The organism is Streptomyces sp. P17, assembly GCF_032436805.1.
Classification (GTDB): domain Bacteria; phylum Actinomycetota; class Actinomycetes; order Streptomycetales; family Streptomycetaceae; genus Streptomyces.
In genome coordinates this window covers 26,087-46,672 of record NZ_JAVRBF010000009.1, presented here as the reverse complement: position 1 = coordinate 46,672, position 20,586 = coordinate 26,087, and the positions used below count along the sequence as shown (strand labels likewise).

At 71.2% G+C, this 20,586-nt stretch carries 26 protein-coding genes and 2 pseudogenes; 5 read left to right on the top strand and 23 right to left on the bottom strand.

Translation table 11 applies throughout. The annotated features are described in order from the left end of the window. Positions 1 to 218: 218 nt before the first annotated feature. Positions 219 to 836 (top strand): annotated as a pseudogene (locus RMT89_RS07855) (cadmium resistance transporter). 120 nt (positions 837 to 956) lie between these two features. On the opposite strand, the pseudogene RMT89_RS07850 reads toward RMT89_RS07855, so the two are convergent. Beyond that, a pseudogene (locus RMT89_RS07850) lies at positions 957 to 1,382 on the bottom strand (tryptophan synthase subunit alpha); the annotation flags it as partial. A 20-nt stretch (positions 1,383 to 1,402) separates the two neighbouring features. On the opposite strand from RMT89_RS07850, the gene RMT89_RS07845 reads away from it, so the two are divergent. Continuing rightward, positions 1,403 to 1,633 carry a Tn3 family transposase gene (locus RMT89_RS07845; protein WP_007492728.1) on the top strand — a complete coding sequence of 77 codons (231 nt, stop codon included), beginning with the start codon at positions 1,403 to 1,405 and terminating at the stop codon, positions 1,631 to 1,633. Between the two features lie 128 nt (positions 1,634 to 1,761). Here RMT89_RS07845 and RMT89_RS07840 read toward each other — a convergent pair whose 3' ends face one another. The 4 genes from RMT89_RS07840 to RMT89_RS07825 form a co-directional block, all read right to left on the bottom strand. After that, positions 1,762 to 1,884 (bottom strand): hypothetical protein, encoded by a 123-nt coding sequence (locus RMT89_RS07840; RefSeq protein WP_007492730.1) that lies wholly within the window; start codon positions 1,882 to 1,884, stop codon positions 1,762 to 1,764. Between the two features lie 31 nt (positions 1,885 to 1,915). Continuing rightward, a complete protein-coding gene (locus tag RMT89_RS07835) occupies positions 1,916 to 2,506 on the bottom strand; it encodes a sulfocyanin-like copper-binding protein (RefSeq protein WP_007492732.1) in 591 nt (196 codons plus the stop codon). Further along, a complete protein-coding gene (locus RMT89_RS07830; protein WP_244313309.1) occupies positions 2,503 to 2,772 on the bottom strand; it encodes an SHOCT domain-containing protein in 270 nt (89 codons plus the stop codon). Before RMT89_RS07830 ends, RMT89_RS07835 begins: the two co-directional genes overlap by 4 nt. A 472-nt stretch (positions 2,773 to 3,244) precedes the next feature. Next, complete coding sequence (locus RMT89_RS07825) at positions 3,245 to 3,811, bottom strand: rhodanese-like domain-containing protein (protein WP_007492736.1); 567 nt, start codon at positions 3,809 to 3,811, stop codon at positions 3,245 to 3,247. Positions 3,812 to 3,887: 76 nt separating this feature from the next. On the opposite strand from RMT89_RS07825, the gene RMT89_RS07820 reads away from it, so the two are divergent. After that, entirely contained in the window at positions 3,888 to 4,169 is a 282-nt protein-coding gene (locus RMT89_RS07820; protein ID WP_007492737.1) for a metal-sensitive transcriptional regulator, read from the top strand. A gap of 37 nt (positions 4,170 to 4,206) precedes the next feature. On the opposite strand, the gene RMT89_RS07815 is transcribed toward RMT89_RS07820, so the two are convergent. The 3 genes from RMT89_RS07815 to RMT89_RS07805 are packed head-to-tail and all read right to left on the bottom strand — an operon-like array spanning position 4,207 to position 6,733. Then, positions 4,207 to 4,959, bottom strand: a complete 753-nt coding sequence (locus RMT89_RS07815) for a sulfite exporter TauE/SafE family protein (protein ID WP_007492740.1) — start codon at positions 4,957 to 4,959, stop codon at positions 4,207 to 4,209. Further along, positions 4,956 to 5,318, bottom strand: coding sequence for a rhodanese-like domain-containing protein (locus tag RMT89_RS07810; protein ID WP_007492742.1), 363 nt, complete (start codon positions 5,316 to 5,318; stop codon positions 4,956 to 4,958). The genes RMT89_RS07815 and RMT89_RS07810 overlap by 4 nt, the downstream gene beginning before the upstream one ends. Before the next feature lie 38 nt (positions 5,319 to 5,356). Further along, entirely contained in the window at positions 5,357 to 6,733 is a 1,377-nt protein-coding gene (locus RMT89_RS07805; RefSeq protein WP_007492744.1) for a rhodanese-like domain-containing protein, read from the bottom strand. 178 nt (positions 6,734 to 6,911) lie between these two features. Here RMT89_RS07805 and RMT89_RS07800 point away from each other — a divergent pair, with 178 nt between their 5' ends. Next, complete coding sequence (locus RMT89_RS07800) at positions 6,912 to 7,298, top strand: DUF302 domain-containing protein (RefSeq protein ID WP_043728929.1); 387 nt, start codon at positions 6,912 to 6,914, stop codon at positions 7,296 to 7,298. A gap of 178 nt (positions 7,299 to 7,476) precedes the next feature. Next, on the top strand, positions 7,477 to 7,947 hold the full coding sequence (locus tag RMT89_RS07795; protein WP_007492747.1) for a recombinase family protein: 471 nt from the start codon (positions 7,477 to 7,479) through the stop codon (positions 7,945 to 7,947). 261 nt (positions 7,948 to 8,208) lie between these two features. Here RMT89_RS07795 and RMT89_RS07790 read toward each other — a convergent pair whose 3' ends face one another. The 15 genes from RMT89_RS07790 to RMT89_RS07720 form a co-directional block, all read right to left on the bottom strand. Further along, positions 8,209 to 8,427 (bottom strand): hypothetical protein, encoded by a 219-nt coding sequence (locus RMT89_RS07790; protein WP_315883159.1) that lies wholly within the window; start codon positions 8,425 to 8,427, stop codon positions 8,209 to 8,211. 106 nt (positions 8,428 to 8,533) lie between these two features. Then, positions 8,534 to 8,920, bottom strand: a complete 387-nt coding sequence (locus RMT89_RS07785; protein ID WP_007496713.1) for a hypothetical protein — start codon at positions 8,918 to 8,920, stop codon at positions 8,534 to 8,536. 220 nt (positions 8,921 to 9,140) lie between these two features. Then, positions 9,141 to 9,500, bottom strand: coding sequence for an SH3 domain-containing protein (locus tag RMT89_RS07780; protein WP_007496716.1), 360 nt, complete (start codon positions 9,498 to 9,500; stop codon positions 9,141 to 9,143). Positions 9,501 to 9,561: 61 nt separating this feature from the next. Next, positions 9,562 to 10,101 (bottom strand): hypothetical protein, encoded by a 540-nt coding sequence (locus RMT89_RS07775; protein WP_007496718.1) that lies wholly within the window; start codon positions 10,099 to 10,101, stop codon positions 9,562 to 9,564. 237 nt (positions 10,102 to 10,338) lie between these two features. Beyond that, entirely contained in the window at positions 10,339 to 10,683 is a 345-nt protein-coding gene (locus RMT89_RS07770; RefSeq protein ID WP_007496719.1) for an SH3 domain-containing protein, read from the bottom strand. Between the two features lie 113 nt (positions 10,684 to 10,796). Next, entirely contained in the window at positions 10,797 to 10,928 is a 132-nt protein-coding gene (locus tag RMT89_RS07765; RefSeq protein WP_279627024.1) for a hypothetical protein, read from the bottom strand. After that, positions 10,925 to 12,169 (bottom strand): ATP-grasp domain-containing protein, encoded by a 1,245-nt coding sequence (locus tag RMT89_RS07760; protein WP_007496721.1) that lies wholly within the window; start codon positions 12,167 to 12,169, stop codon positions 10,925 to 10,927. The genes RMT89_RS07765 and RMT89_RS07760 overlap by 4 nt, the downstream gene beginning before the upstream one ends. A gap of 32 nt (positions 12,170 to 12,201) precedes the next feature. Next, positions 12,202 to 13,497 carry an MFS transporter gene (locus RMT89_RS07755; RefSeq protein ID WP_043731325.1) on the bottom strand — a complete coding sequence of 432 codons (1,296 nt, stop codon included), beginning with the start codon at positions 13,495 to 13,497 and terminating at the stop codon, positions 12,202 to 12,204. Positions 13,498 to 13,604: 107 nt separating this feature from the next. Beyond that, positions 13,605 to 13,964, bottom strand: a complete 360-nt coding sequence (locus RMT89_RS07750) for an SH3 domain-containing protein (protein ID WP_050815082.1) — start codon at positions 13,962 to 13,964, stop codon at positions 13,605 to 13,607. A 204-nt stretch (positions 13,965 to 14,168) separates the two neighbouring features. Next, positions 14,169 to 14,507, bottom strand: coding sequence for a hypothetical protein (locus RMT89_RS07745; RefSeq protein WP_007496727.1), 339 nt, complete (start codon positions 14,505 to 14,507; stop codon positions 14,169 to 14,171). A 108-nt stretch (positions 14,508 to 14,615) separates the two neighbouring features. Beyond that, complete coding sequence (locus RMT89_RS07740) at positions 14,616 to 15,419, bottom strand: hypothetical protein (RefSeq protein WP_007496729.1); 804 nt, start codon at positions 15,417 to 15,419, stop codon at positions 14,616 to 14,618. Between the two features lie 196 nt (positions 15,420 to 15,615). Beyond that, positions 15,616 to 16,290: an HAD-IA family hydrolase gene (locus tag RMT89_RS07735; RefSeq protein ID WP_007496732.1), complete on the bottom strand. Its 675-nt coding sequence runs from the start codon at positions 16,288 to 16,290 to the stop codon at positions 15,616 to 15,618. After that, a complete protein-coding gene (locus RMT89_RS07730) occupies positions 16,287 to 17,447 on the bottom strand; it encodes an MFS transporter (protein WP_007496734.1) in 1,161 nt (386 codons plus the stop codon). Before RMT89_RS07730 ends, RMT89_RS07735 begins: the two co-directional genes overlap by 4 nt. 280 nt (positions 17,448 to 17,727) lie before the next feature. After that, a complete protein-coding gene (locus tag RMT89_RS07725) occupies positions 17,728 to 18,990 on the bottom strand; it encodes an MFS transporter (RefSeq protein ID WP_007496736.1) in 1,263 nt (420 codons plus the stop codon). Between the two features lie 27 nt (positions 18,991 to 19,017). Beyond that, positions 19,018 to 20,322: an MFS transporter gene (locus RMT89_RS07720; protein ID WP_007496738.1), complete on the bottom strand. Its 1,305-nt coding sequence runs from the start codon at positions 20,320 to 20,322 to the stop codon at positions 19,018 to 19,020. Positions 20,323 to 20,586 lie beyond the last annotated feature (264 nt).

The following is a 20,586-nucleotide window of genomic DNA, read 5'->3' as shown; positions in this document are numbered from 1 at the left end:
CCGCTTCCTGCTGCTCTCCCAGCTTCGCCGGGCCACCTCTTCCCCGGTTGCACCGGCCGGGACTGCGGCTTCCGGGCATCCTGCGCCAGCATGCCCGGAGGCCGCCTGCTCTCGGACATCGAGCCGAGCCCGCCGATCGTGAGCAGAGACGAGACACCTCGTTCGCCGAGGCCGTGACCGGTGCAGTACCCGCCGCCGGAGACTGTGTCCCCGCAACCATGGCGGAGGGGCAACCAAAAGTGGATCTGGGCATTGTCGGGCAGGCAGCGGGTCTGTTCGCCGTCACCAACATCGATGACATCCTGATCCTGTCCCTGTTCTTCGCCCCAGGGAGCGGGGCAGCAGGGCGCGGCCCGCCGGATCGTCGTCGGCCAGTACCTCGGCTTCGCGGCATCCTCGCCGTCGCCGTCGCCGCCGCGTTCGGTGCGACGTTCCTGCCCGAGTCGGCCATCCCCTATCTCGGACTTCTGCCGCTTGCCCTTGGCCTCAAAGCAGCGGGGCAGGCGTGGAAGCACCGGGGCGACGAAGACGACGAGCAAGAGGCAATCGAGGGCGGCCCCAAGGCTCTCGAGGTCACCGCGGTCACCTTCGCCAACGGCGGCGACAACATCGGCGTTTACGTCCCGGTCTTCGCCACCGCCGGCGTCGGCGGGATGACCGTGTACGCCATCGTGTTCCTCATCCTGGTGGCTGTCTGGTGCTTAGCTGGCCGCTTTTTCGCCACCCGACCCGTCATCGCCAAGGCGCTCAGCCGCTGGGGTCACATCCTGATGCGACTGGTGCTGATCGCCATTGGTCTTCTCATCCTCATCGAGGGCGGCGCGTTCGGCCCGTAGTACGGGCACGGGGTCACCGCCCCCGTGATCGGGCGATGGAGGCAGCGAACTTCCCAACGAGGCCGGCTGCCGTACTCAAACCGCCATCGCTCAGAGCGCGAATGAGCGGAGAGCCGACCACTACTCCGTCAACGGCTTCCAGGCCGACGACGCCGCCGCGAGTTCAGGAGTCGAGACCCTGATGCCGGTCAGCACCGCGGTGGCCGGAGCAGAGTGCCGAACGGATCGAACGAAACCAGCGAGACTTTCCAGGTCGATCCCGGCCGAGTAACCGGTCCGCTGTCCCGCGACGGCCGGCGCGTACACGAACCCCGCCGCAGCCCGGCCCGTGACGCTCAACTCGTCAAATTCAGCCTGCCGGTTGGCGAGCAGAGGGGCGCTGATCCCGGCCTCCGCCGCTGCCGCTGCCGCTACCCACTCTTCCAACCGCTCCGGCGGCACATCCGGAACAAGGCACCCCGCAGCACCGCTGGCGGCCAGCTCACCGGCCATACGCCGCAGCCCAAGGACCTGGACCGTCGACCAATAGCTCATGACGACCACGGGCGTGTCACACCGAGCCGCTGGTGCACGTCAACACCCTGCTGCTGCAACAGGTCTTGGCCGAGCCGGAGTGGGCGGACAAGCTGACCGATGAGGACCGGCGCGCTCTGACCGCCCTGTTCTGGTCGAACATCAACCCGTACGGCACATTCCGCCTGGCCATGGACAAGCGTCTGGAACTGCCGCTGTCCTCCGTGGTTCCCGGCCCGCGCCGGGCGGCCGAGGACGCTGCCCGTCCGGCGGGCGCGTCGTGAGGGCCCTGGCACCGCCCGCGGACGCTGCACGCGGCGTGTGCGAGGCCGGAAGCGGCTGAGACACACAAGGCCAGGCGCCCGGCGGGGCCGTCACCCTCCCGCCGGGCGCCTGGAGTCGTGCGGGCCCGTCAGGGCCTCGGCAGCGGCAGGCCGGGCAGGTGCGGGTGCCGCAGGTGCTGCCCGCCGTCGTGGACGTGCTGGGTGAACGTCTCCGGCCCTGGCCGGCCCACCTCGTCGTAGGCGGACAGCACGCGCTGACGGTCGCCCGTGCTGCCGGGAGTGCTACCTGCTGGTGACGTCGAGTTCGGTGTACATCCCGGCGAGGTAGTGGCCGGGGAGATTGCACACCAGTTCATAGCGCCCGGGACGCAGCGTCAGCGTGGTCCATGCCATCGCGCCAGGGGCGATGCCGTTCCCCTCGCCCGCTCCGCAGCTGCGGGATGCCTCGCCCAGGCTGTCCGCCTCGTTGATCTTCCCGTCAGGGCCGGTGGGGCGCTCCCCGATGACCTGGCCCGGCGGCAGTGGGAGCACCACCACCTCGTGCGCCATGGCGCCGGTGTTCACAACCCGCAGCGACACCGCACCGGCGGAGACCGTGGCGGGACGGGCCGCAAGATGCATCATGCGCATGCCGTACCCGCCGGGAGCGCCGCCCATCATGCCCCGCCCCATGTCGCTCGCTGTCACGTCCACCACCCGGCCCGGCAGCGGGGGCGCACTGCAGCGCGTTCCTTCGGCGCGCCATGCCGCAGGAGCCGTATGGCGGAAGGAGCCGGTGCCGGCCAGCACCATGGTGGTCGCAATGCCCAGCACCAGTGCGGCAACCGCCCCGGCGATGATCAACCATGTGCCGCGCCGGCGGTCCGGGTTCACCGGTGCTCCCGCAGCAGCGCGAGCCGTCGTTTGTACTCGTCTTCGTCGATTTCCCCGCGGGCGAACCGCTCGGCCAGCAGGTCCTCGGCCCGCCTGCTTCCCCATCCCGGCTCACCGGACGAGGGAGATCGTTCGAACCGGTGGTCGTGATGGGCACCGCTGAAGTAGCGGACGAGCGCGACGATGCCGAAGATCACCAGCGCCCAGAACAGCACCATGAACACGGCCATGAAGAACCAGCCGCCCCAGCCCCCGTCGTACCACATCACGCCGATCACCTACTCTCGGCCCGCCTACAGCTGTGAGCTCTCCTTTTCCAGGATGACGCGGTTCGACGTCGGTGAAGAGGGCCTACCGGCCCTCGCTCAGGGACAGCAGGCCGTGCGGGCGAGCGGGCGGCTCGGGGCGATCAGACACCGAAGATCGTCAAAACCTGACTCAGCGTGCTCAGGCCGCATCGGTGAGATGCGCCCACCCTCCGCCGCTGCGGTCATCCTGCGCCGTACTTCCCCGGCAAGCGGCCCGTCCTGGGTCTGGCCCTGGTCGTGGCCTGCTTCGGCCGCCCGGCCCCTGCAACAGGCGAAGAAGTTGGGGACGGTTGGTTGCCGCGACGAGGAGCTGCTCGACATCGGCGGCCCGGGCGAAGCGCAGGACGGTGCCGCGGCTGAGGCGGAGTTCACGGGCGATGGATCGCAGGCTGTCGCCGCGTATCCGGGGCGGTCACCTTGCGGCCAGGGGTCAGCCGGTCAGGGCCGCGAGGGTGTCGTCCAGGTCGGTGGCCTTGGGCTGGTTGTGGGGGAGTTTGGCGAGGATCTTGGCCATGCCGCAGGTGTTGGTGAGGGCGGAGAGGACCAGGCCGCCGGCGACGCCCGCGGAGAGCCAGCGGGCCGCGTTCCAGCGTTGTCCGGCGATCAGGCCGGTCAGGACGAGGGTTCCGGCGGCGAGGCGGACTTGGCGGTCCATGGCCCAGGGGGTGCGGGTGCCGGCGGGTCGGTGGGTGTCGTGGCCGAGCTGCGTCCAGGCGGTGGTGCCGCCGGTGAGGGTGGCGGCGGTGATGCCCTGGTCGGCCAGGCGCCGGCAGGCTTGGGCGGAGCGGGCGCCGGAGGCGCACACGATGAGGAGGTCGCCGCGGTCTGCGGCGGTCTTCAGGGCGGGCAGGGCCGTATCGAGGTGGTCGAGGGGGATGTTGTGGGCGCCGGGCAGGTGGCCGGAGGCGTATTCGCCGGGGGTGCGCACGTCGATGACGGTCAGCTCGTGCAGGCGGGCGCTGGCCTGGTCGGCGGTGAGGGCGGTGGTGGGTGCCACGGGGATTTTCCTTTGCGTGGTTCGGGTTACCCCTTCGATAGGATACCCAAGGGGGTATCTCGAAGGAGTGTGGGTTGTGGAACTGGCGATGGCGGCTGAGGAACTGAAGACGGTGGTCAACCGGCTGCGCCGGGCGCAGGGCCAGATCGCCGGTGTGATCAAGATGATCGAGGAGGGGCGGGACTGCGAGGACGTCGTCACGCAGCTCGCGGCGGCGTCCCGGGCTCTGGACAAGGCGGGTTTCGCGATCATCGCCACCGGTCTGCAGCACTGCCTGACCGATGCGGACATGGCCGCCTCCGGGGATCGGGAGGAGATGCGTACCCGGCTGGAGAAGCTGTTCCTGTCTTTGGCGTGAGCCGTGGTGCCCCGGTCCCGACCGCCCGCCTGGCTTGTCAGGTGAGGGCGTCGATGAGCATGAAGGCGGCCACGGCCAGCAGTACGACGGCGAAGGTGCGCTGCAGCAGGGTGCCGGTGACCTTGGCGGCCAGGCGTTTGCCGTCCCAGGCGCCGAGGATCGCCGCCCCGGTGAAGGGGCCGATCACCGCCCAGTTGACGCCGGCGGTGGTGGCGCCGCGGGTGGCCAGGGACGCCAGCGAGTTCGCCGAGATGACCAGCAGGCTGGTGCCGACGGCGGCCTGCATCTCGAACGCCAGCACGGTGACCAGGGCCGGCACGGCGAGGAAACCTCCGCCGACTCCGAGCAGTCCGGTCAGCGCGCCGAGCCCTGCGCCGGTTCCGGCGGCCTTGGCGGGCTGTGCCTCGCCGCCCGCCGGGCCGGCGGCGGTGCGGCTGGGGCGCAGCATCCTGACGGCGGCGAGCGCGGCGATGGCAGCGAACGCGGCGGTCAGTAGCGATTGGGGCAGGCGGGATGCCGCGGCTCCGGCTGCGGCCGCGGGCAGGAGCCCGGCCGCGGCGAACAGGGCGCCAGCTTTCCAGCGGACGTTGCCGGTGCGGGCGTGGGCGTACAGGGCGGTGAGCGAGGTGGCGGTGACGATGATCAGGCTGGCGGTGGTGGCGGCGGCCGGGGTGAAGCCGAGCAGGTAGATCAGGGCCGGGACGGCCAGGACGCTGCCGCCACCGCCGAGCGCGCCGAGCGCGAGCCCGACCACCGCCCCCGCGATCAGGGCCAGGATCAGGGCACTCACGCTATGACACCCTCGTTGCCGTCCGGACCGGTGACCGGCAGCCCCGCACGCGCCCAGGCGGTCATGCCTCCGGTGACGTCCGTGGCCTGAACGCCGCGTCCGGCCAGCAGCTTGGCGGCCTGCTGGGAACGGTGACCGGAGCGGCAGATCGTGACCACTGGCCTGCCCTGCACGGCTGCCGGGAGCGACGCGCCTGCCGCCAGACGGGAAAGGGGCAGGTGCAGCGCGCCGGGCGCGTGCCCGGCGTTCCACTCCGGTGTTTCACGGACGTCCAGCAGGACGGCGCTGCCGTCACTGGTCTGCTGGTGGGCCAGCTGGGGGATGAGGCGGCCGGGGCCGCGGCGGAGAAGCGAGAACATCGTTCGATCACTTTCGTGCGGTGGCGCGGTAGGGCGTGTCAGTCGGTGCCGTCGGGGCGGGCGAGGGTCAGTCCCGCCTCGGTGGCGGCGTCGAAGCCGTCGTCGACGGCGACCACGTCGCGGCCGGCGGCATCCAGCAGGGAGGCGGCGATCGCCGCGCGCATCCCTCCGGCGCAGTGCACCCACACCACCCCGTCCGGCACCTCGCCGATGCGGCCGTGCAGTTCGTGGATCGGGATGTGGACCGAGCCGTCGATGTAGCCGCCCGCGCGCTCCGAGTCCCGGCGCACGTCCAGGACGACGACGTCGTCGCCGCGCTCACGGACATCGGCGAGGTCGGCGAAGCGGGCGCGGGGGAAGGAGGCGAGCTGCTCGCCCTCGCGGATCCAGCCGGCCGGGTCGCCGGTGGCGGCGGCGGCCGGGCGGTCGATGCCCACCCGCGCGAGCTCCCGCTGCGCGTCGGCGATCTGCCCCGGAGTGTCGGCGAGCAGGGTGACGGGCTTGCCCCACGGGATCAGCCAGGCCAGATAGGTGGCGAGCTTGCCCTCGCCCTCGAAGTTGAACGAGCCGGCCACGTGTCCCTCGGCGAAGGCCATGCGGCTGCGCAGGTCCACCACCCACTCACCCGCGGCCAGCCTCGAGGCGATCTCCTCGGCGTCCGCACGCCTCGGCGGGGTGAGGTCGACCGGCGCGGGGCCCTCGGTGTTGGCCGGACCCATGTGCGCGTAGTAGGCGGGCACGTCGTCCAGCCCGGCGAGCACCTGGGCGACGAAGGTGTCCACGTCCAGGGTCAGCGCGTCGTTGGTCTCGCGCTCCTTGCCGATCGTGGTCGCGTCCCCCTCGGCCTGGGAGGAGGAGCAGAAGCTTCCGAAGCCGTGGGTGGGCAGCACCGGAACCTCGTCGTCCAGCTCGTCGGCCAGCCGGTGGGCGGAGGCGTGCTGGGCGCGGGCCAGCTGCTCCGTCAGTCGCGGCTCGACCAGATCGGGGCGGCCCACGGTGCCGATCAGCAGCGACCCGCCGGTGAACGCCGCAACCCCGCGCCCGTCCTCGGTCAGGGCGTAGGAGGTGTGGTGCGGGGTGTGCCCGGGAGTGGCGATCGCGCGCAGCACCAGCCCCTCGTCCACCGTCACCGTGTCGCCGTCGGCAACCGGGGTGCGGCCGAACGACACGTTCGCCCCGGCCGGCACCAGATACCGGGCGCCGGTGACGCGCGCCAGCTCCAGACCGCCGGTGACGTAGTCGTTGTGCACATGGGTCTCGGCCACGAAAGCGATACGCACCCCACGGCGGGCCGCTGCGGCTATGACCTGGTCGATGTCCCGCGGCGGGTCTATGACCACCGCCGCATTGGGCCCGCCGGCCAGGTAGCTGCGGTTGCCCAGGCCCTCGAATTCCAGGGTGTCGACGAAGAACACGGCTCATGACTCCTCTCGGACGGTGTACCCCGGGGGGTATCTGACACTCACCCTAACAGCTATACCCAGGGGGGTATTCCAGATGCGGGAAGCGCCCCTTCAAGGCATCGCCTGACGCCCGGCGGGTACCCGGTGGGGTATAGAGGAATCAGTCGTTCCGCACTATCCGGGAGTGTCCGTGTCCTACGACCGCACCGTCCGCCTCGACGCCGACTTCGACACCGCCGTCACCGCCGTACGCAAGGCCCTGGCCGATCAGGGCTTCGGCATCCTCACCGAGATCGACGTCAAGGCCACGCTCAAGGCCAAGCTCGGCCACGACATGGAGGACTACCTGATCCTCGGCGCCTGCAACCCGCCGCTCGCCCACCAGGCCCTGGAAGCCGACCGCAGCATCGGCCTGCTCCTGCCCTGCAACGTCGTGGTCCGCCGCGACGGCAACACCACGCTCGTCCAGGCCCTCGACCCAGGCACCATGGTCACCCTCACCGGCCTGCCCGCCCTGGAGCCGGTCGCCACCGACGCCACGGCCCGGCTGGACGCCGCCCTGGGGTCCCTCACCTGACCCACTCACGCCCGGCCGGCGACCCCAGGCAAACCGGTCATCCTCACCGTCCACGAGCTCAAGCGCCTTGCCCGCAACGCCGCCGAGCTGATGACCCTGTCCGGCCAGCTCCAGGCTGCGGGCGTGCAGCTCGAACTCCTCACCGGCCCGCTTCAGCGGCATCTACGACCCCAACGGCATGGGCACGATGTTCTTCGCCGTCCTGGCCGCCGCCGCCCAGATCGAGCGGAACTACATCAGGGAGAAGACCCTGGAGGGCCAGGTGACCGCCGCGGCGAAGGGCAACCACGGCGGACGACCGAAGGTCATCGACGAGGACTCCCTGCTGCTGGCCCGTGCGCTGAAGGACCGTGGTGTTCCCGTCCCCGAGATCGCGAAGAAACTGACCATCAAGACGGGCAAGAACGCAGGGCGTCACCCGTCCGTCGCCTCGCTGTACCGCGCGCTCGCCGAAGCGGAGGAGAACGAGGCACCGGCTGGGCCCGAGATCATCGCCCCACGCCGTCCGGCCCGGGTGGACCTCACCGGCCCCGGCAACGGCACCACCGGCGAAGTGGTGAACACGCTCGTTGAACAGACCGGAGACGGGACGAACGAAATCGTGGCCACGCTGTTGGCGCAGGCCCGAAGCGAAGGGGAGGGCGCGTGATCCCGCTGCCGCCGCACCGTACAAAGGGGCCCGGCGTACTCGGCGCCACCCCTGAGCAGCCCATCGGGCTGTTCGGCCGCTGGTCCGGCGGCACGGAGGACGAGGAGACCGACCTCGCTCGCGTTGATACCGGGACCCGGGATCACCAACCAGAGGATCACTGACAGCTACTTTTCCCCTGGGAACAGAGGTAGGAGTCCGGCGCCCTCTCTGACTGCCCGTCGAGACCAGCGACCGCGTCGCGTACATGTACGCCAGACGTCATCGCAGGTCACCCACGATCCGGGCACCGTGGCGTTCGGAAAAGTGGAACGGGATGCCGACCTCGAGAACGCCGGCGCCGCGGTCGGCGAACAGGCGTAGTGCGGCGCTGTCGTCACTCGTGGAGGGGAAACCCGCTGGGAGGAAAACGCCCAGTTGAGGGGCGTGCTGGGTAAGACGCTGGGTGAGCCAGGCCGCAGCAGGAGTGAGTGCGCTCACGGTGGAAGCACCTTTCACGAGACGAGGTGGAGCAACGGTCGGGCGCGCATGTGGAGGCCGGGGCAGCCTCGGGGACGGCTTCTGCCATCCCCGAGGCGGGAGGAAATCACTTCTCAAACTGGTGCCAGGCTGAGCACTTAGTCGGCTTGTGACCGCTCTTGACCACGCAGACCCGCATCTTGAAAACCACGCCCGAGTAGAGGGTCGGCGTCTTCCAACTTCCGCGGCCGTTGGCCCACTTGTCCGTGACGTCGGCGACGAAGTAGCCGTTGCGGTTGGTGCGGACCTGAGTGATCGCGCTGTACCCGTCCCGCTTGAGATCGTTTGCATAGACGTGGCCGTTGAAGCTGTTGTAGTAGCCCTCGGCGCGCCCGCCCGGCGACGTCCACCAGCCTGAGCTTGCGGAGGCAGGTGTGGTGGCAAACGCCGCAGCTGCGAGCGCGCCCCCGAGGACGGCGGGCAGGGTGCGTGTGACGAGGCGGGGGACGGACATGGAGTGCTCCCTTGGGTGGTGGTCGCCTGCGTTCAGATGCGGGGCGACCGGTGCGTGCTGAGGGTGTGTATCGAGGAGGGGCCGGGATTGCAGCGGTTGCGGGACAGGCGCTGCAGAAGTCGGCTGAGTCGCGCGTCCGGTTGTGCAAAGGCAGACCGGGGCTCTCGGAGCCGCGTCGGAGCCGACGCGGCTCCGAGAGCAGGTGCCGGGGGTTGCCGGGTCAGAACTGCATCGGCGTGTTGATGTACGTCCTGGCCACCCAGCCGATCTTGTTCTTGTGAGCGCCCGACTTCACCTTGACGAGGCCCCAGGACTTCGCGCTGCCGGTGGATCCCTTGTTGCAGGCCCAGTAGACCTTCGTGCCCTTGGCGAGCTGCCCGGTCGCGAGGTACTTGGTCCCCGGCCCCGTGCGGAAACGGACGGTGGTGTTGACGTCGGTGTTGAGCTTCACCGACGTGGTGCAGGCACTGGCGCCGACTGCTGGAGTAGCAGCCGAGGCGGTGGTTGCCGTCACGCCGGCGACCACCGAGAGGGCGAGCATGGTCGTGACGGCCAGGCGCGCAGAGGTGCGGGCTTGCATGACGATCCTTCCATCAGAGGAGTTGCGGGTCAGGAGTGGTTGCGCGAGACGGGGTCGGCGCCTACACGGTCGGGGATGCGGTGAACAGGACCGGTGACCTGTAGCCCTTGCCGTCGCCGCTCCAGTCCAGCTGGATGTAGCCGTCGGCGAGGTAGCGGCCCGATCCGGCCTTGTACGCGGTGGTTCCTGTTTCGTAGGAGCCGTTGCCGTGCCCGCTGCTGTGCTCGAGCGCGTGCTCCAGGCCCGTGTAGGCGGCGGACCTCACGACCGGGTCCGTGCCGCGGACGCTGTGCTTGGTCTGGAGCTGGAACTTGGCGTTGTTGAAGGTGAGCGTGCTGCGGTTCTTTGCCGTGTAGGGGCCGTCCCAGTTGACCTTGGCGGTGGTGTAGATGTAGCCGCCGCTCCTCTTGGCGCAGAGCGTCACGGTCAGGTCCCAGTTGTCGGAGTCGGGCCCGTTGTAGGTCGGGTCATCGACGGTGTGGCTGCTGGTCCTGCACTGGTAGCTGGCTGCGGAGGCCGGGGTGGCAGTGGCCAGCGCGGCGGTGCCGGCGAGCGCGGTGAGGACGACGGCGGCAGAGGTGGAGCGCTTGAGGGCGCGCATAGTGGGCCTTTCGGTGCTTGGTTACTGACTGCAGGTGGTGTGGCCGGGCCGTTGACATGGGTGGTGAGCGGGAGCGGGTGCCGCGTAGGGCCATCCAGTTCGTCCGCGGCACTGCTGCGAGCTCGGCAAGGCGTGCTTCGCCTGCGAATTCGAGAGCAGCTGCTGTATTCGGCACGGCCGGCTTCGCGGCGGGGATTCCGACAAGGGGGTCTGGATCCCACAGACGGGGTGGCGCGGTTAGCCGGCGAGAGAGAGCAGCATGTCGCTGCGGATCCATCCGTAGGTGCCGGAGGCGAGGCCGCTCTTCGAGCGGTGCGTCAGCTTGGTGTAGTACCAGTTGCCCTTGCCGCAGTAGACGCGCAGGTCATCGCCGGTGTACAGGAATCCCTTGCTGCGATAGCTGGTGGAGGGGCCGGTGCGGTAGTTGACGCCGGCGCCGTCGACCTGGGCGTTGTGGTCCGCGATGTTGTAGGTGCACGTGGACGACGTGGCGGCCGATGCGGTCGGCGCGAGGGCAGCCGCGGTCCCGGCGAGCAGGGACGCGGACAGGGTGACGGTGGCGAGACGGCGTATGCCGGTCATGGCGTTCGGTGTCCTTTCGGGACGGCTTGCTCGACGGATTTCGGTGACAGCCGGAGTTCCGAGATGCAGAGGCGGGCGGAGTGCCGGGCCGTGAGGCGGACGCCTCGACGTGTTCAGGGGCCTCGGGCCTGGTTCGCGTACCGGAGGGCGGCCGCGCACTGGCTGGCGCTGACGACGGCCTTGGTCTCCTGGAGCTCGGCGGGCGGACGCTCAGCCACGGCGCGGCGGCCAGGGGTGGGGCTCATGCGGCGCTGATCATCGTGGGACGGACCTTGACCTGGGCACGGTCCAGGACGCTGTTGAGGTGGCGGCGTACGTCGGTGGGGGTGTCGCCGACGACGATGGCGAAGCCTGCTCGGATGTTGTTGGGCGTGCTGGGCGACGGCTTGAGGGTGACGTGGTCGCCCACGTCGCACAGCCACTGGAGTTCTTGCAGGTGATGGGCGTCGAACGGGTGGGGGCGCAGGGCGAGTCCGGTCACGGTGCCGTCGGCGGGCGGGTAGATCATGCCGATCGCGGCGCTGCGGGTGTGGGTGGGCGTGAGGTCCGGGGTTCGGCCGATGGCGAGGTCGGCGGCGGCTGCGGCGAGGTCTACGCCCGTTGCGTGGCGCACGAGTTGGCCGATGCGGTCGCCGCCGAGGCGCGCGTTGACCTCGATGAGCCGGGGGCCGGAGGCCGTGAGCTTCATCTCGACGTGGGAGACGCCGTGGGTGATGCCCACGGCCCGCAGGGCGGCTGCGGCGACGGGAGCGACGTCGTCGAGTAGCGGGTCACCGGCGATGACGAGGTGGGCTTGTTCCATGAAGAACGGCTCGAAGCCGACGGCCTTGCGGGTGACGGCGACGGCGGTGGTGACGCCGCTGTCGGTGACGGTTTCGACGGATACCTCCGGGCCGTCGAGGAACTCCTCCAGGAGGATGCCCTGGCCTTCGGGGCCCTGGTGGGCGGCGCCGGCGGAGGCGATGTTCCAGAGGGCGGGCAGGTCGGTGATGCTGTCGACGCGGACGACGCCGATGCTGCCGGCGTGCGCGGTGGGCTTGAGGACGACGGGGTATCCGCCGAGGCGCTCGGCGGCGGAGGCGGCTGCGTCGAAGCTGTGTACCCAGGTGGAGGCCGCCGAGGGGACGTCGGAGGCGGCGAACAGCTGCCGGCTGGTGGCCTTGTCGCGGGCCGCGGCGACGGCGGTCGGTGTGTTGCCGGGCAGTTGGAGATGTTCGGCGACCCGCGCCGTCGTGACGAGCAGGTACTCGTTGAAGGTCAGGACGCCGGCGATGGTCCAGTGGCGGGCCAGGGACTCGGCGGCCGCGATCACGCGTGCCGGGTCGTTGAGGTCGGTCGTCTCGAAGTCGACGACGTAGGGCAGTTGCCAGGTGGGCGGCTGGTCGTCGATGAGGAGTACGGAATGCTCGGCGGCGGCGGCTTCCAGCATGTACCGGCGCATCAGCTCGGGTGCGGAGCCGATGACGAGCAGCATCGGTTGGGACATGGAGCAACTCCTGGGGGTGGCACGGTGTTGGGTCAGGCGGCGTCGCTGGCCGCGAGGGCCGCGGGAGAGGGGTTGGTGGGTGCCGTCTGTTCGGCAGGGGTGTGCGGCGCGGTGTAGGAGGCGCGGTGGCGCCACAGGCCGCGGAAGGCCAGCGCCATCGCGAGTCCCTGGGCTGCGGAGCAGGCCAGCAGCAGGGCGGGGAGCCGGTCGGCGGGCAGTGCGGCGACGAGGGCTCCGGCGACGGGCATCGGGATGACGATCAGGACGATGGTGACGCTCAGGGTGCCGCCGAAGACGGCTGCCGGGATCAGCCGGGCGCGCAGGGTGCGCAGGACGACGGTGAGCGCGCCTTCACCGGCCATCAGGACGGCGATCGTCAGGGCGTAGCTGCTCAGTCCGGGGGCGAGCGCGGTGGTGAAGCAGGCCAGGCAGGCGGTGGCGGCCGCGGCGGCGCCGACCGGCCACAGGCCGTGGTGGTCGATGAGGCGGCGGCTGGCCGCAACGGCGCCCAGCGCGATGACGCCGGCCGCGCTCCATACGGCACCTACCGCGAGGGAGGAGGCGCCGTAGGTGTGGAGCACGGTGATCGGCGCGCTGGCCTGGGCGACGGCGACGGCGAGATTGCTGGCGATCAGGCCGGTGACGAGCCAGCCGAGGGCGGGGATGGTACGTACGGTCCGCCAGCCGGTGCGCAGGCTGGCGACGACCGACTGTGCCTCCGGGCCGCTGACGGGAACGTTGGGGCCCGGCAGGGGTTCGGTGACGATCGCGGCGCTGATGGAGAGGAATGCAACAGCGGCGAGGAGGGTGGAGGGACCGGCAAGGAGCAGCAGGCCGCCGAGCAACGGGCCGACGAGCAGGGCGCCTTGGTCGATGCTGATCTGGACGGACTGTACGCGGTGGGCCTGGGCACCGGCGGTCCGGCTGGCCTGGGCTCCGATGGTCTCGACGGCGACGAACGAGGCCTGTGCGAGGAGGCCGCTCAGGGCGCCGACGGCCATGACCGTGGTCGTGGCGGCGGTGCTGCCGCCGGGGAGCAGCAGGAGTGTGAGGGCCGCGCCGGCAAGCAGCAGGCCTCGGCAGGTGGTGGCGGCGCGGAAGACGGTGTCGGCGCGGTAGCGGTCGACGAGAGGGCCGCCGATGGTGAACGCGGCGAGGCGGGGCAGCCACTCCAGGAGGAAGGCGACGCCCGTTAGGGCGGTGGAGCCGGTGGTCGTCAGCACCAGGAGCGGGACGGCGTACGTGGTGACGGCGGTGGCCAGTGCGTCGGCCGCGCGCATGAGCGTCGGACGGCGCAGGACGCCTCCGGGGTGCGGGAACAACGGCATGAGAGATCACCTGGCGTGAGGTCTGGAGTGGAAGCGCGGTGCGAGGGGGAAAGCCGGGCCGGGTGCCCCGGGCCGGGTGGCCCGGGGCATCGAGGAGAGGCGGCGCGTCAGTCCAGGCACATGCGCACGTCGCGGTAGACGTACCTGCCGGAGACCCAGCCCTTCTTGCCGGTGTTCTTGTCGGTGATGTAGAGCCACTTCGCGCGGTGGGTGGTCTTGTGCACCGTGAACTTGTGGCTCTTGTAGAGGATCCCGACGGCCGTCGAGTTGGTGGTGGCCTTCGAGCGGATGGTCACCGCGTTGGTCCCGTGCACCTTGTACGGCAGCGGCGGCTTGTCGGGGCAGGACCACGAGGTGGACGCCGGGGTGGCGGTGGTCGGTGCCGCGGTGGCCGCCGGGGCGGACAGCAGCGGCAGGGCGACGGCGGCCGCGGTGGCCGCGAGCACGGCTATACGACGTGCAGACATGCACAAACCTCCATAAATGGGGTGCAGTTGGGTACGGGTGTGCCTCAGCGAGAGGTCAGTGGGCAGGCGCTGGGCGCTGTGTGGGACACCGGCGTCGCCGAGGCCCGGAATGGGGCTGGCCGTGGTCAGATCACGGTGCTTCGGCCGCATTGCTCCTCGGAGGAGCGGTCTGGGGGCGCGTCGCGATGGCGGCGCGCGGTGGTGCTAGAACCAGCTGGCGGCGACCCAGCCCTTCGTGCCGTACGAGCCGCTGGACAGGGACTTGCCGTAGTACCAGCGGTTGCCGTGCTTGTTGACGGCGGAGCACTCGACCCAGAACTCGCCGGCCGAGTCGAGGTGGCCCTTGGACTTGTAGGCCACGCCCGGGCCGGTGCGGATGTTCGGCCACTCCAGGTTGGGGCCCCACACGGAGTGGTTCCGGTCGTTGCGGGTGCAGGCGGACGAGCCGACAGCGGATGCGGGTGTGGCAACGGCGGCCAGGCCGCCGAGCAGGACCGCGGTGGCCGTCGTTGTCATGACGGCGTTGCGGAGCGCAGGTCGCATGAGGAACGTTCCTTCGCTGGGTGAGGTGTTCGTTCGGGGGTCGGGATGGCCCGGGCCGGCTGCTCGGGCTCCCCACCGGCACACGTGGTGCGCCGGCGTGTCTGTGGGTCAGCCCTGCGGATCGGGCTGCTCGTCGGATCCGGTGCTGCGGCGGGTATAGCGGGCCGCTCCGACGGCCGAAATGCCCACCGCGAGCAGTCCGCCGGCAGCCAGCGCCAAGGTGCCGTCGCCCGAGGCACCGGTGTGCGCCAGCGAGGCGTCGGCCGCGGGCTTGTAGGTGTTGGGCTCGCTCGCCAAGGTGCGGTCGTCACTGTGGGACGCCTCTCCGTCCCCGCTTGCGGACCCGCTGTCGGAGCTGCTGCTGCCTTCACCGCCGGAGTTCGAGCCCTCACCGGATCCACCACCGTCCTGGCTGGGGTCCGTCGGGGTCGGCGTTGGAGTCGTGGGGTCCGTACCGGGGTCCGACGGGTCGGTACCAGGGTCCGTCGGCGTACCAGGGTCGGTCGGCGTACCAGGGTCCGTCGGCGTGCCGGGATCGGTGGGCGTGCCCGGGTCCGTCGGGGTCCCGGGATCCGTCGGCGTCCCCGGATCGGTGGGCGTGCCCGGGTCCGTCGGGGTCCCGGGATCCGTCGGCGTGCCGGGATCGGTGGGGTCCGTACCGGGGTCCGACGGGTCGGTACCCGGGTCGGTCGGGTCGGTTCCAGGGTCGGTGGGCGTGCCAGGGTCCGTCGGGTCCGTGCTCGGGTCCGTGCCGTCGCCCGGGTCGGTCGGATCCGTGGTCGGATCGGTCGTTGCACCGACGCTGACCTCGGCCGATGCGGAGATGTCCAGCAGCGGTGCGTCCGAGGCGCTCGCCGTGGTCTCGTCGGCAGCCGATGCGGCCGGAGCCGCGAAGAGGCCGGCCGCTGCCACCACCGCCGCAGTCGCAGCAGCGCTGCGCAGGAGGCGCGATCGAGTTCTGAGCATGAGGATGGTGCCTCTCTATAGATAGGGAGAAAGGGGAAGGCGTCGGTTCGGCCTATTCGCGGGGCGGTGCCGCGTGCCGTGATCAATCGTCATCCGGATTGCCTGTGGATAGATTTCGTCGCCGGCGCCGGGAGGCTGTGGGTCAGCTGGCCAGCAACGTGCTGCCGACGGTGCGTGCGAGGGTCGCGGCCGAGCCCGACGGGAGGTGGCGGGCGAGGTCGTCCGGATCACCGGTGTAGTGGAGGGTGCGCAGCCCCAATCGGACGGCGGCCGCGCAGTTGTCTGCGCGATCGTCGACAAACAGCACGCGGCCAGGGTCGGCGACTCCAGTGGCCGCCAGGGCGTGGCGGTAGGCGGCGGGGTCGGGCTTGCACAGGCCCAGTCGGGCCGAGTACAGGGCCTCGGTCATCAGCTCACGGCGCCAGGCAGTGGCGTCGAGGGCGTCGCTCAGAAAGTGCGGAGCATTCGACAACAGGACCATGGGCAGGTCTGGCCGGTGAGCGCGGTACAGGATGTCCAGGACGCGGTCGTCGGTTCGGATCCACATCTCGGTGTCGGCGGCGCGCAGGGAGCGCAGGGCCCGGGGGCCGGGGTGGTAGCCCAGGACCTTCGCCCAGTAGGCCAGGTCGCTCAGCTGACCGGCGTCGTACGCGTCCCGGGGGCCCCAGAAGGCTTCCTGAAAGGAGCGGATGTCCCTGTCGGGCCAGTCGGCAACCTCGGCGAGCTGGTGCCACATCGGGACGGTGGGCTGCAGGCCCTTGACCCCGTTGTAGTCGAGGATCAGTGCGTCAATCTCAGTGTCGGGGTGGGTGGTCATCGTGCCTCCAGGGCTCGGTGGGCGGCGAGGGCGACGGCTGCTGCCAGGAGGACAGGCAGCGCCAGGGCGGCGGGCACGCTGGTCAGGGATGCGAGCGCCCCGATGGCGGCGGGGCCGGTGAGCAGGCCGAGGTAGCCGGTCGCGGCTACTGCGGCGACGGCGCGTGGTCCTCCTCGTCCGGCGGCGGAGATGAGGGAGGGGACGGCGGTGGACAGGCCCAGTCCGAGCGCTGTCCAGCCGAGCAGGGCGGCCGGGACGGTGCCGATGGCCAGGCCGGCGCCGAGGCCGGCGGCAGCCAGGGCCGCTCCGCCTCGCACCACGGTGGTGGCGCCGTAGCGGGTGGTCAGCCGGTCGCCGAAGAGCCGTCCCGTGGCCATGGCCGCGCTGTAGAGGGCGTACGCGGCCGCGGCGGTGGCTTCGCCGGAGTGCAGGGAGTGCAGATGGACCGCGCTCCAGTCCACTGCGGCACCCTCGCCCAGGAGACATCCGGCCGCGAGGGCGCCCAGCAGCCAAACTGTGGCGCGGGACGAGGACGGTGCGGCCTCATCGTCCGTACAAGCTGACCCGGTTGTGTCGTCGAGATGCTGTGCTGCGCGGACGACCGGCACGGTGGCGAGCGCGGCGAGGACAGTGACGGCACCGACCGTGGTGAACAGCACGTCGTACGGCAGCCACGTGGTAGTGGCCGCGAGCGCGGCTCCGCCGAGGGCCCCGACCGAGTACGAGCAGTGAAGCGAGGACATGATCTTGCGGCGGTAGGCCCGCTCGACGTGGACCGCACAGGTGTTGGCGCCGACGTCGAGAAGCCCGTGTGCGAGCCCGAAGACCGCAGCTCCCAGAACCAGCGACGGCAGCGTGCGGCACTGTCCGAGTACCACGAGCACGGCACCGAAGATGACCGTGGGGCCGACCAGCAGTCGTGAGGGACCGTGACGATCGGCCAGCCGGCCGCCTACCTGGAGTCCGGCGACCATGCCGACCGCCGCACCGAGCAGGACGACCGCGAGCTCGCCGGCCGTCAGGTGGGCGGCAGCCTGGAGCGCGGGCATCCTCGAGCCCCACACGGCCATCACGACGCCCAAGGCGGCGAAGGCTCCGGTCAGCAGCCGACGGTCGGTCCTCGGGGGTGCGGAGCGCTCAGCGGCGAGGGCGGTCATCTCGCCTCCCGCAGGGTGAGCGTTCGGGCGGGACGAGGAGCGTGAGCTGGCTCGGCACCCCGAGAACAGCCAGTCCCACGCAGCGGTGGGGGCAGGGCGATGTGCATGACGTCCTCACACGTTGGAGAAAGGGGAGACGGCGCGGCACGTTCGCGAGTCGGCATCCGCCGTGCGCCGAAGGGGAGTTGGTCACCGGTCAGCGGGTGAGCCCCGATCATCACCCGGTTGGCCTGTGGATAGATTTCGCGCTTCCGCAAGCGCCAGGGAGTCCGGAATGCGCCTATCTCAGCGGCGCCGTCTCGCGGGGCCCTCGGCGGATCACGCGTGAGGGGTGCGGCGTCAAGGGCGTGAGGGAGGACCGGCGCATGGCCAGGGTGACCCAGGCCGCGGCGGCACCGGCCAGGGCGGTGGAGATGGACGGCAGCGGACCGGCGGCCGAGCTTGCGAGCGCAGTTCCACCGGCCTGCCCAAGGCCCAGGCACGCGACCATCCACGCCGAGGCCTCGCCGAGCGTGCCGTGCGGGGCCAGGTCGTCCAGGCTGGAGAAGACGCTGACCAGCAGCGGGGCGAGGAACAACCCGGGAAGGACAGCCACTACTACGGCTGCCGGTGCCGAGGGCTGGAACAGCAGCGGCAGGAGGCCGACAAGAAGTCCCAGGGTGGTTGCGCGCAGATGCGCGGACGGCGTGCCGGGCCAGCGGCGTTTGCCGTAGACGAGGCCTCCGGTGAGACTGCCGACCGCGAGGGCGGCGGGCATGAGGGTGGACAGGGCGGGCGCACGGTGTTCCTCGGCGAGCGCCAGGGCCACGACGTTGATCGCGCCCAGGGCGACGCCGGCACCGAGGAGCGCGATGGCCAGAGTCCGTGTGCCCGGAGCTCGCAGGGGGCCGAGCACGTCAGTGCGGCGCGCGGGGGCCGGCTGCCAGCGCCGGGTGGGTGCCGCGGTGGCGAGAATGGCCGTTCCGGCGAGGCCGAGGACCGCAGCTGCGGCCAGGGTCACCTGCGCTTCCGTAATGGCGTCCACGGCCAGGACGAGGAGCGGACCGACGATGAACACGACTTCCTGGGCGCAGGCGTCGAGGCTGAGGGCGGCGCGGAGTTGGGCATCGGAGGCGGTCACGTCGCCCCACACGACTCGGAGCGCTGCCTCGGTCGGCGGTGTCGCCCCGCCCGCGGTGACGGCGAGCAGCGCGGCGGCCAACGGATGGTCGACGGTGTCGAGGACTGCAAGGACGGTGAAAGCGGCGGTTGAGGCGAGGGCCGTGCCGAGGAGAGTCGGCATCGGGCCGTGACGGTCCAGCATGCGGCCCCACCAGGGCTGTCCGAGGGCTGCGCTGACGCCGTACGCGGCGGCAAGGAGACCGGCCTGGCGGACGCTTCCGCCGTCGGCTCGCACGACCAGGAGCAAGGCGATCGGTGCCATCGCGACTGGGAGGTGTCCGACGACGGCTCCGGTCAGCAGGCGCAGGATGTGGGGCGCGGTCAGCAGGTGCCTGTAGCCGTTCAGGGCGGGTGGGCGTTCGGTGGTGGTGCCGGTGGTCATGGGGGACCGGGTCCTTCGGTTCGGAGATCAGCACGGGGTGCGGGGCGTGACGGAAGTGGCGGGCGCAGGGCCGCGGGTGCGCCAAGGCGCGGCAGGGCATGGCGCGTTGGGGGTGCGGGAACGTCGTACGGAGGTGGCGAGTGGCCAGCACAGGGCGGCGCCGAGGAGCCCGGAGCTGAAGGTGCAGGCGCCGACCAGGGCGTCGCCGCCGTGAGTGAGCGCCCAGGTGGCGAGCGCTGGAGCGACGATGACGGCGCCGGCCAGGGTGGTTCCCCAGATGCCGGCGTAGGTTCCCTGGGCCGCGGGAGGCGCGATCCGGTTGAGGATGTCGGCAGCCGCCACGAAGATCACGATCTCGCCGGGTACGGCCAGGGCGGCCGCGGTGGCGTAGCCGAGGGTGGTGGACACGAAGCCGGTGGAGCCTACGGTGACGGCCAGGCCGAGGGAACTGAGGGCGAACAGTCCGGTCATCGCGTGGGGACGGCTGGCTCGGCGGCTTAGCCAGCCGTTCAGCGCGGGCGACAGCGCGAGGACGACGCCGGCGTTCGCGGCCTGGGCCCAGCCGTAGTCCGCGGCCGACAGGCCGTCGCCTTCCATGAGCAGCGGCAGAGCGGAGAACAGGCTGCCGGTGCAGGTGAGGGCGGCGAGGCTGGCGGCGAGCAGCCACCACAGGCGCGGGTCGCTGAGTGCGGCGGCCACACCCGGTGAGGCAAAGGAGCGTCCGGGCTTCCGGGAGTCGACCAGTTGCCATGCGATCAGTGCGAACCCTCCGCAGACGGCCGCATTGATGCAGATCAGCGCGCCGATCCCGAGGGGCGCCGCGAGCAGGCCGCCGACGGTGCCGGCGAAGGCAGCACCGACGTTCACCGCGTAGTTGCGCCACCCGTTGGCCTTGGCGCGCGCGGCGGCGTCGGGGAAGGCGTCGGCTATCGCCGCGGTGACGACCGGCCGTGGGGCGTCGTACACGAGGCCAGCCAGGAAGGACGTGGTGACGAGCGCCGGTGTGGTGTGTGCGAGAGCGAGCGGCGGGAGTACGGCTGCGGCGAGCAGCATGGTCGCGACCAGGGTGGCGCGTCGGCCCCAGCGGTCGGCGAGCCAGCCGCTCAGGACCGAGCCTGCCAGCCAGCCGGTCCCAAACGTCGCGAGTAGTACGCCCACCAAGCTCGTGGCCAGGTGGAGGTTGGTGAGGTGATAGGGCAGGAACGGGAAGGTGAAGCCGAAGGCCCTCACGGTGAACGTGCCGACCAGCAGGGTCCAGATGGACGCCGGCCATGAGCGCGTGTATCCCGCTGCCTGCACGTCCGGTGCTCTGACCGGCACGGTGGTGGTCACAGGGACTCCTGTGGATGGGACAGCGCGCGCCGGACGGGCGTACGCCGGTACGGAAGTGAGGGGCGGGGTGCCGCCGAGGACGGGGGCTCGGCGGCACCCCCGTGGCCGAGGGCCCCGTAGCGCACGCGCTGGTGGCCGGGGCTCGGGCGCCGGATGCAGGCGGCGCGCTCGGCCGGCCCCGGCCAGGCTCGGGGGTTGGGCCTGGCCGGGAGTCATCGGTGGTGCCGCCGCGGGAGGGGCGGGCGGTGCCGGGCAGCCGGTGAG